The sequence below is a fragment of the Corallococcus sp. CA041A genome, from assembly GCF_003612075.1.
In the GTDB taxonomy this organism is placed as follows: domain Bacteria; phylum Myxococcota; class Myxococcia; order Myxococcales; family Myxococcaceae; genus Corallococcus; species Corallococcus exiguus.
The window spans coordinates 1-8,359 of record NZ_RAWF01000354.1 but is presented as its reverse complement, the minus strand read 5'-3'; the positions used below and the strand labels follow the sequence as shown (position 1 = coordinate 8,359).

Annotated in this window: 9 protein-coding genes and 1 pseudogene; 6 read left to right on the top strand and 4 right to left on the bottom strand. The window is 68.8% G+C overall.

The features are described from left to right. The 3 genes from D7V77_RS46075 (at position 1) to D7V77_RS38235 (ending at position 1,701) form a co-directional block, all read left to right on the top strand. Complete coding sequence (locus D7V77_RS46075) at positions 1 to 96, top strand: IS3 family transposase (protein ID WP_367303451.1); 96 nt, start codon at positions 1 to 3, stop codon at positions 94 to 96. A gap of 214 nt (positions 97 to 310) precedes the next feature. Further along, positions 311 to 949, top strand: coding sequence for a DUF6310 domain-containing protein (locus D7V77_RS38240; RefSeq protein WP_306466099.1), 639 nt, complete (start codon positions 311 to 313; stop codon positions 947 to 949). After that, positions 946 to 1,701, top strand: a complete 756-nt coding sequence (locus tag D7V77_RS38235; protein ID WP_120581161.1) for a DUF5953 family protein — start codon at positions 946 to 948, stop codon at positions 1,699 to 1,701. The genes D7V77_RS38240 and D7V77_RS38235 overlap by 4 nt, the downstream gene beginning before the upstream one ends. A 244-nt stretch (positions 1,702 to 1,945) precedes the next feature. On the opposite strand, the gene D7V77_RS38230 is transcribed toward D7V77_RS38235, so the two are convergent. Both D7V77_RS38230 and D7V77_RS38225 read right to left on the bottom strand, forming a co-directional pair. Next, entirely contained in the window at positions 1,946 to 2,488 is a 543-nt protein-coding gene (locus D7V77_RS38230) for a biotin transporter BioY (protein ID WP_233597487.1), read from the bottom strand. An 85-nt stretch (positions 2,489 to 2,573) separates the two neighbouring features. After that, entirely contained in the window at positions 2,574 to 3,326 is a 753-nt protein-coding gene (locus D7V77_RS38225; protein WP_120581159.1) for an alpha/beta fold hydrolase, read from the bottom strand. 205 nt (positions 3,327 to 3,531) lie between these two features. Here D7V77_RS38225 and D7V77_RS44025 point away from each other — a divergent pair, with 205 nt between their 5' ends. Beyond that, a complete protein-coding gene (locus D7V77_RS44025; RefSeq protein WP_158624568.1) occupies positions 3,532 to 3,942 on the top strand; it encodes an MAPEG family protein in 411 nt (136 codons plus the stop codon). A gap of 9 nt (positions 3,943 to 3,951) precedes the next feature. On the opposite strand, the gene D7V77_RS38215 is transcribed toward D7V77_RS44025, so the two are convergent. Beyond that, positions 3,952 to 4,836 carry a LysR substrate-binding domain-containing protein gene (locus D7V77_RS38215; RefSeq protein ID WP_120581157.1) on the bottom strand — a complete coding sequence of 295 codons (885 nt, stop codon included), beginning with the start codon at positions 4,834 to 4,836 and terminating at the stop codon, positions 3,952 to 3,954. 102 nt (positions 4,837 to 4,938) lie between these two features. On the opposite strand from D7V77_RS38215, the gene D7V77_RS38210 reads away from it, so the two are divergent. Both D7V77_RS38210 and D7V77_RS38205 read left to right on the top strand, forming a co-directional pair. Then, entirely contained in the window at positions 4,939 to 6,570 is a 1,632-nt protein-coding gene (locus D7V77_RS38210) for an acetolactate synthase large subunit (RefSeq protein WP_120581156.1), read from the top strand. A gap of 33 nt (positions 6,571 to 6,603) precedes the next feature. Beyond that, entirely contained in the window at positions 6,604 to 8,034 is a 1,431-nt protein-coding gene (locus tag D7V77_RS38205) for an aldehyde dehydrogenase family protein (protein WP_120581163.1), read from the top strand. Between the two features lie 206 nt (positions 8,035 to 8,240). Here the strand turns inward: D7V77_RS38205 and D7V77_RS45240 are convergent. Continuing rightward, positions 8,241 to 8,359 (bottom strand): annotated as a pseudogene (locus D7V77_RS45240) (IS30 family transposase); the annotation flags it as partial.

Sequence of the window (8,359 nt, the reverse complement as noted above, 5' to 3'; positions counted from 1 at the left end):
GTGTTCTACAACCGGAAGCGGCGCCACTCCGCCCTGGGCTACGTCAGCCCAGTGGAATACGAGCGGAGGGCCGCAACCAAGAGGCTGGCAGCGTAGTCAACCTGTCCACCGAACCGGAGCAGGCCCAGATTGCCCATCTCCAGCGAGCGGCGGCGCTGCCCTGGACGGACGGCGGGCAGTGCGTTGTCCGTGAGGCTTCCAGCCTTGGTCCGTCCTGGTGGAGCGGTGTTATCAGGCCCTCGACCATGACCGGATCGAGTTCCACGACACTGAGGGAAGATGCGCGGTCGCCTCCGCTGGCGCTGGTGCCATGGGAGTCGGGCTCTGCGTTCTGGTGGCTCCTGAGATCGTTGTGGGCGCCGTGATCGTGCTTGGCGTGGTGGTGGTCGCCGTCGCCATCAAAGAAGCGCTGGATTCATACGAACTCCGCCACGCCTACCCCGAAGAAGCAGGGACCTCACGAGGAACGAAGGTGTCCTCCAGGGAAGCTGAAGCGCAACGCAAGCCCAAGCTGAAGCCCGAGCCAGCGGGGCAGGACTGGCAGCCCCCGGTGCCACCTGTGCCTGTGGATAGGACGGGCCGCGCCAGTTGCGAGCCTGTTCCAGTGCCCCACGCGGGCGAGGACGCCCCGCATGATGAATGCGCCGACAAGTTCCCACCCAACCGTTATCCCGGAATGGATGTGCTTGTGGGCGGCGTGCGCTTCGATGCGTTGCAAGTTGGCGTGCGCGTGCTGTGGGAGATCAAGACTCATCGATTCGACTCGTACAATGACTTCATCCGGAGGCAGGAGATTGCGAAGGAGTTGGAGCAAATAGAAAGGGAGCAAGACGCAGCGGCGGCATGCGGATATGGCTGCGTGATCGGGGTGAGCACCCAAGCGCACAAAGACGCGCTGTTGCGAGCGAATCGATTCCTCAATGTCGTCGTCACAGGATGCAAGCGATGACCACTCAGAAACGCCTCGATCTGACCGTCTACGCGCCAGTGCTCGTGGCCAATGATGGCCGCACACTCGCGGTCGTCCGTGGAATGGAACGGGCGCTGCCCGGCTTGCGCCTGAATTGGGAAGTGGGCAAAGGAGGGCGCACTATCGAGTTACCTCAACGCGACGCTTGGCTCATTGAGGCGACACCACGCGGAAAGCTCCCACTCCTGTGCAATGGCGACGAGAGCTACCCCGTGACGGTTTCAGGAAGGGGGAGGTCGGGACGCCTCGGACCGGGCGGTCAGCCGCTGCTCGACGTCCAAGCGGAGTTACCGCTAGATGCGGCCGTTATCGCGGCAGCGGGGGAGATGCTGGAGCGAGTAGCGGAGGGCGCCTGCGCGTTCTGGGGGCATGCGACGCCGGATGACGCTGCGCTGGACATCGCGTATCAGACAGCCCCCACACTGGAAGGGCCGCCGTCCCCACGTCGGGGGCTGCCGGCCCTCAAGCTCCTCGATCAGATCCGCGCACCAGAGATCCCCTATTACCTTGGGTGGCTGAACTACTGGTCAGCCGCTGCCTCGCGGACCCTTGGATTCCCCGACCCGACCCGCGACGCTGAATTGCTCTCGCGAGCGCGTCGAACGGCATCCGGCGGCTGGGTCGTACAGCTCACCGACGCGCCGCTCGACCTGGAAAACCCCGCCCATTTGGATGCACTCAAGCGCGCCTACCAACGCTTTCCGGAGGTCGGTGGACGGGCGGCGCCTTGACGCAATCAAGGGGCTTTGGACGCAGCTCGGACTGAGGGAAAGAGCGGCACTGCGCGAGCATCCGCGATGCTAGCGTGCCCATGTGGGAGGTCACGCATCCCTGTCCCAACCTTTCAGATTGCCCCTTGCGCTGGTGCTCGCATGGGGAGCCGAGGCGCACGCCGAGCCGTCACCCGGGGGCCGCGCAGGCGGAAGACGCGGTTCGAGGAGTGGCTCGGCCGTTCCGGGGCATGACCGCGCTTCTTCACGGCGCGCCATGCCGGAAGCGCTTCCAGGCAAGCGGCATGACGAGGCCGGCGATGACGGCCTTGAGCACTCCCCCGGGGATGAAGGGAACGAAGCCCTTCTGGAAGGCCGTGGCGAAGTCGAGCCCGGCCTTCACGTGGAGCCACGACACGCCGATGATCAGGACCAGGAGCTGGCCCGCGAGGAAGAGCGGAACCGCCGTCCACCACCGCCGGTCGTATCCATGGCGCGCCGCGAGGCCCACGAGGAACGCGGCGGGGAGGAAGCCCACCAGGAAGCCGCCCGTCGGACCGGCGAGCGCTCCCCATCCGCTGGCGCCCTTCGCGAAGAAGGGCAGTCCCACCGCGCCCAGCAGGAGATAGCCGACCTGCGCGGTCAGGCCACGCCCGGGGCCGAGCGCCGCCGCCGTGAGGACGACCGCGAGCGTCTGTCCCGTGATGGGCACCGGTGAGCCCGGCACGGAGATGGAGACCTGGGCGAACAGCGCGGTGCACAGCGCCGCGCCCAGGACGAGCGCGGCTTCCTGTGCGCGCGTGCGCACGAAGCGGTCAGCCAGGACGTGAAGGGGGAGGGGAGACACGGGGCGATGCTCGGCGAGGACGTACGCCGGTGCAAGACCTGGGGACTCAGGGATGTGGCGTCATCCGGGCGACCAGCGCGCGCATCGCGGAAGCCACGGCGTCCGGGCGTTCCATCCAGGGGAAGTGCGCGGCGCCCTCCACCCGCTGGTGGAGGATGTGCGGCCCCTGGAACGCGGGCTGCGACCAGGGCGTCTGCTGGACGATGCGGTCCTCGGCGCCGCTGATGATGAGCGTGGGCAGGGAGCGCGGCCACCAGGTGTGGACGTACGTCTCATCGAAGTTCCGGTCGGACCAGTCCACCGCCGCGCGGTTGTAGGGCATCCGCCGCAACAGCTCGCGCCCCGCCGCGACGCTCTCCGGCGTGAAGTTCCACTCCGCCGACGCCACCGCGATGTCGCGGAGCCGTTCATCCGTGCGCTCGGCTTCATAACGCCGGGTCGCGGCGTCGACCTCGGGCAGGGGATGGCGCTGGGTCATCTCGAAGAACGGCGCACGCCAGTTCGCGTCCGGCGCCGTGCTCACGAGCACCAGGCCCACGAGGAGCGACTCCAGCTCCGGCACGGACAGCAGATACATGCCGCCCGTGGAGTGCCCCAGATAGACGCAGTTCGGAAGTGCCTGGGCGGCCTCGATGAGGACCCTCGGCCACACGTCGTAGGGATTCTGGGACGCACCGGGAGGAGAGACGTTGGACCCGTCTCCCGGCAGGTCCACCATCCAGCACGTCCCGGGAACGTCCAACGCGTCCGCCAGGCTGAATAGGCTCTCGGAGCCAATCCCCGGCCCGCCCGGGAGCATCAGCCAGTTGAAGGCGCCTGGACGAGAACCTCGCCGCCGGAGCCGAACGCCTGATGCCGTGAAGAACGCTTCCGCCTGGGAGTTCAATGACACGGGACTCAGGGTCACAGTCAACCCTCGCGGCGTCAACGCCGGAGTCGTCGCATCCCACGGGCGTCATGAAACGGCTAGCGTCCCAGCCTTCTCGTGGTTGGAGGCTCTCTCCTTGACGAATCCCCTGCTCGGCACGCTCTCCCTGGTCCCGGTGACTTCGCTCTACGCCGCGCTCAACGCCTTCCTCACGGTGGCGCTCTCCATCAACGTCAGCATGGTCCGCACGAAGCTCAAGGTGTTCCGGGGCGACGGAGGCCATGCCGGCCTCGGGTCCGCCATCCGCGCGCATGGCAACAACGTCGAGCAGGTCCCCCTGGCGCTCATCCTGCTGCTGTTGGCGGAGCTGAGCGGTGGGAACTCGACGGCGCTCCATGTCTTCGGCGGTGCGCTGCTCGTGGCGCGGCTGGCGCATGCGGTCGGACTGCTCCGCACGAATCCCATCCAGGCGGTCGGCGCGACGCTGACCCTGGTCGTGCAGTTGGGCCTGGCGGGATGGGTGCTCTGGCTGCGGCCCTGGGGCTGAAGCCTTCGCCTAACCCACGTCTTCCTTCGCCCGTGTCCGGACCTCGGCCGCGAACAGCTCCGCCGCGGGTGTGCGCGGGGCACCCTTACGCCAGAGGAGCGCCGCCAGCTCCGAGCGGGGCGCGGGGGACAGCCGCTTCACCACCAGCCGCTCCGCATCCGCGAGTCGTGGCTCCGGAAGCACCGTGACGGCGAGGCCCGCACGGACGATGGCCAGCACGGTGGCCACCGCGTTCGATTCGAGCGCGATGCGAGGTGCGAACCGCATCGCCGCGAAGTGCGCGTCCACGCGGGCGCGCACCCGCAGGCCGCGTGACAGCAGCGCGAACGGCTCCTCCGCGAGCAGCTTCACCCCCACGGACTCCGCGCCCGCCAGCGCATGCCCCCGCGTGACGACGAGCGCGAGCCGGCTGTCGAAGACGGGCTCCGCGTCCAGGTCCGCCAGGCGCGCGGGCGCATAGCCCAGGCCCACGTCCAGCTTTCCGTCCGCCAGCTGCCGCTCCAGCTTCCGGACCACGGCCTCCTGCGCGCTCAGCGCCAGCCCGGGATGTCTGCGCAGCACCGCCGTCAGCGCCGGCACCACGAGGCCGCGCATGCTCGGGGGATAGCCCACGCGCAGCGCTCCCGTGGCGAGTCCTCGCAACGCGCCCACCGCGGACAGGCCCGCGTTCACGTCCTCCAGCGCACGGGACGCATACGTGCGGAACAACTCCCCGGCCTGCGTGAGCCGCACCCCGGTGCGAGCCCTCTCGAAGAGCGGTGTTCCGACCTCCTCCTCCAACTGGTGGATCTGGTGCGACAGCGTGGGCTGGGAGACGTGCAACCGCCGCGCGGCGCGCCCGAAGTGCAGCGCGTCCGCGACGGCGGAGAAGTAGCGGAGGTGTCGAAGCTCCATGGAACCATCATAGACGGCATCTATCGACTCGATGAAAACAGACGAATGTACGAATCGAGGCCCCCGGGTACATCTTCCTCGTCACCGAAGGAGAGGCATCCCATGAAGGCATCGGATCTGTTCGTGAAGGCGCTCGAAGCGGAGGGCGTGCGCTGTGTCTACGGACTCCCCGGCGAGGAGAACCTGGACCTGCTGGAGTCCATGCGCACCGCCGGCATGCGCCTGGTCGTCACACGGCACGAGCAGGCGGCCGGGTTCATGGCCGCCACGCAGGGACGGCTCACCGGACGCGCGGGCGTATGTCTGGCGACGCTGGGGCCGGGGGCCACCAATCTCGTCACCGCGGCCGCGTACGCGCAGCTCGGCGCCATGCCCATGGTGATGCTCACCGGCCAGAAGCCCATCAAGGTGAGCAAGCAGGGGCACTTCCAGATTGTCGACGTCGTCGGGATGATGCGGCCGCTCACCAAGTCGACCCGCACGCTCGTCTCCGCGGAGCACGTGCCCTCGGCGGTCCGTGAGGCCTTCCGCCGCGCGGAGGAGGAGCGCCCCGGCGCCACCCACCTGGAATTGCCCGAGGACGTGGCGCGCGAGCCCACCGACGCCGTGCCCCTGTCGCCCGGTGTCGCGCGCAGGCCCGTGGCGGACGAGGCGTCCATTGCCCAGGCGGTGGAGACGCTCGCGTCGGCCCGCCGCCCGCTGTTGATGATTGGCGCGGGGGCCAACCGGAAGCTGACGTCGGAGATGCTCCGCGCCTTCGTGGACCGCGTGGGTCTGCCCTTCTTCAGCACGCAGATGGGCAAGGGCGTGGTGGATGAAACGCATCCCTTGTGGATGGGCACGGCCGCGCTGTCCGACGGCGACTTCGTCCACCGCGCCATCGAGGCCTCGGACTGCATCCTCAACGTGGGCCATGACGTCATCGAGAAGCCACCGTTCGTCATGCGCGATGGCCGCCGCACGGTCATCCACCTGAACTTCTCCTCGGCGGAGGTGGACCCCGTGTACTTCCCGCAGGTGCAGGTGACGGGAGACCTGGCGAACGCCGTGTGGCGCATCGCGGAGGGAGTGGGGCCGCGCTCGCACTGGGACTTCACGCCGTTCGAGAAGTCGCGCGCGGGGCTCGACGCGCATTTCGTCAGTGGCGCCGCGGACGACCGCTTCCCCATCTACCCCGCGCGGTTGGTCGCGGAGGTGCGCCGCGCCATGCCGGATGACGGCGTCGTGTGCCTGGACAACGGCATGTACAAGCTGTGGTTCGCCCGCTACTACCGCTGCCGTCGGCCCAACACGCTGCTGCTCGACAACGCGCTCGCGACGATGGGCGCGGGCCTGCCGTCCGCCATCGCCGCGAAGCTCGTGCACCCCCGGCGCAAGGTGGTGGCCGTCTGCGGTGACGGCGGGTTCATGATGAACTCGCAGGAGCTGGAGACGGCGGTGCGCCTGAAGCTGGACCTGACCGTGATTGTCGTCCGCGACGACGCCTACGGGATGATCCGCTGGAAGCAGGAGGAGATGGGCCTGCACGACTTCGGGATGACGTTGGGCAATCCCGACTTCGTCCGCTACGCGGAGGCCTACGGAGCACGAGGCCACCGCCCGTCGAGCGCCACCGAGTTCGGCGCCACGCTCACGCGCTGCCTGGAGTCGGGCGGCGTGCACGTCATCGACCTGCCCATTGATTACACGGACACCGCGCGGGCGCTCGGTGCCGGTCCCCTGGTGGAGTCGTGAGCCATGGGCACACACGCGAAGGAGAGGAACGTCATGCTGGCTGAGCGCTACCCGTACTACGTGGCCAACCGCCCGAGGCAGCCCAACGCGGAGCTGCCCGTCACCGACAAGTACACAGGGGAGGTCGTCACGCGAGTGGCCGTGGCGGACGCGGCCGCCGTGGAGGAGGCCATCGCCGCGGCGGTGCGAGCGACGGGGCCCATGCGCAAGCTGGCGCCGTATGCCCGGCAGCAGGTGCTGGAGCACTGCGTGCGCCGCTTCCAGGAGCGAGCGGAGGAGTTCGCGCTCGCCCTCTGCATCGAGGCGGGCAAGCCGCTGCGCGACGCGCGGGCGGAGGTCACCCGGCTCATCGAGACCTTCAAGGCGGCGGCGGAGGAGGCGGTGCGCGGCGGCGGAGAGGTCCTCAACCTGGAGGTGTCATCGCGCGCCGCGGGCTACCGGGGCTTCACGCAGCGCGTGCCGGTGGGACCGTGCTCCTTCATCACGCCGTTCAACTTCCCGCTCAACCTGGTGGCGCACAAGGTGGCGCCCGCCATCGCCGCGGGCTGCCCCTTCGTCCTCAAGCCGTCGGACCGCACGCCGGTGAGCGCGCTGCTCATGGCGGAGGTGCTCGCGGAGACAGCGCTGCCCGAAGGCGCCTTCTCCGTGTTGCCCACGCGTCTGGAGGACGTGGGGCCCTTCATCGAGGACGACCGGCTGAAGCTCTTGTCGTTCACCGGCTCGGAGAAGGTGGGCTGGGATTTGAAGGCCCGAGCCGGCCGCAAGAAGGTGGTGCTGGAGCTGGGTGGCAACGCGGCCTGTGTGGTGGACGCGGACCAGGCCGGGCGCCTGGACTTCGTCGCGGACCGCATCGCCCAGGGGGCCTTCTTCCAGGCGGGGCAGAGCTGCATCTCGGTGCAGCGAGTGCTCGCACACGAGTCGCTGTACGACGCCCTGCGGGAGAAGCTCGTCGCGAGGGCGAAAGCCCTGCGCGCGGGCAATCCCCGGGATGAATCCACCACGCTGGGGCCGCTGATTGACGAGCACGCGGCGCGGCGGCTGGAGGGATGGATCCATCAGGCCGTGGAGCGAGGGGCTCGGGTGTTGACGGGAGGAGGGCGGCGCGGCGCGCTGCTTGATGCCACCGTGCTGGAGGATGTGCCGGAAGACGCGGCGCTGTGCGCGGAGGAGGCCTTCGGTCCGGTGGTGCTGCTCCAGCCGTTCCGCGACTTCGACGAGGCCCTGCGCCGGGTGAATGACAGCCGTTACGGCCTCCAGGCGGGCCTCTTCACGCAGGACCTGTCCCGGGCGATGCGGGCCTGGGACGAGTTGGAGGTGGGCGGGGTCGTCGTCGGTGACGTGCCAAGCTTCCGGGTCGACACCATGCCCTACGGCGGCGTGAAGGGCTCAGGCCTGGGCCGCGAGGGCGTGAAGTACGCCATGGAAGACATGACAGAAGTGCGGCTGCTGGTGCTCCGCCAGTAAAGTCCCACCTGCTCCGGGCATGGCCCCGTGAAAGGAATCCACCGTGATGCTCTTGAAGGCTGTCGTCCTCCTGTCGCTGGCTTCAGCACCTCCCGCGAAGCCGGCGGCGAGCGCTGGCTGTGCCACCACCAACATCGAGACCGCGCTCCAGCGTCTGGAGGCACACCTCAAGACGGCCGTGGCGTCCGCGTCGAAGGACGGCGCTCTCAAGCGGTCGTCGCAACAGCTGACGCGAATACTTCGGCAGGCGTTCGCCATGCAAGCGTTTGACGCGGGCGCCCGTTAAGTTCGTGCGCGATGGCGTCGAGTTGCTTGCCGGAGAGGG

Excerpts from the sequence above, each read along its gene's own strand:
- D7V77_RS38240 (WP_306466099.1), top strand. The coding sequence starts at position 311 with ATGGGAGTCGGGCTCTGCGTTCTGGTGGCTCCTGAGATCGTTGTGGGC.
- D7V77_RS38215 (WP_120581157.1), bottom strand. The coding sequence starts at position 4,836 with ATGGAGCTTCGACACCTCCGCTACTTCTCCGCCGTCGCGGACGCGCTG.
- D7V77_RS38225 (WP_120581159.1), bottom strand. The coding sequence starts at position 3,326 with ATGCTCCCGGGCGGGCCGGGGATTGGCTCCGAGAGCCTATTCAGCCTG.
- D7V77_RS38205 (WP_120581163.1), top strand. The coding sequence starts at position 6,604 with ATGCTGGCTGAGCGCTACCCGTACTACGTGGCCAACCGCCCGAGGCAG.
- D7V77_RS38210 (WP_120581156.1), top strand. The coding sequence starts at position 4,939 with ATGAAGGCATCGGATCTGTTCGTGAAGGCGCTCGAAGCGGAGGGCGTG.
- D7V77_RS38235 (WP_120581161.1), top strand. The coding sequence starts at position 946 with ATGACCACTCAGAAACGCCTCGATCTGACCGTCTACGCGCCAGTGCTC.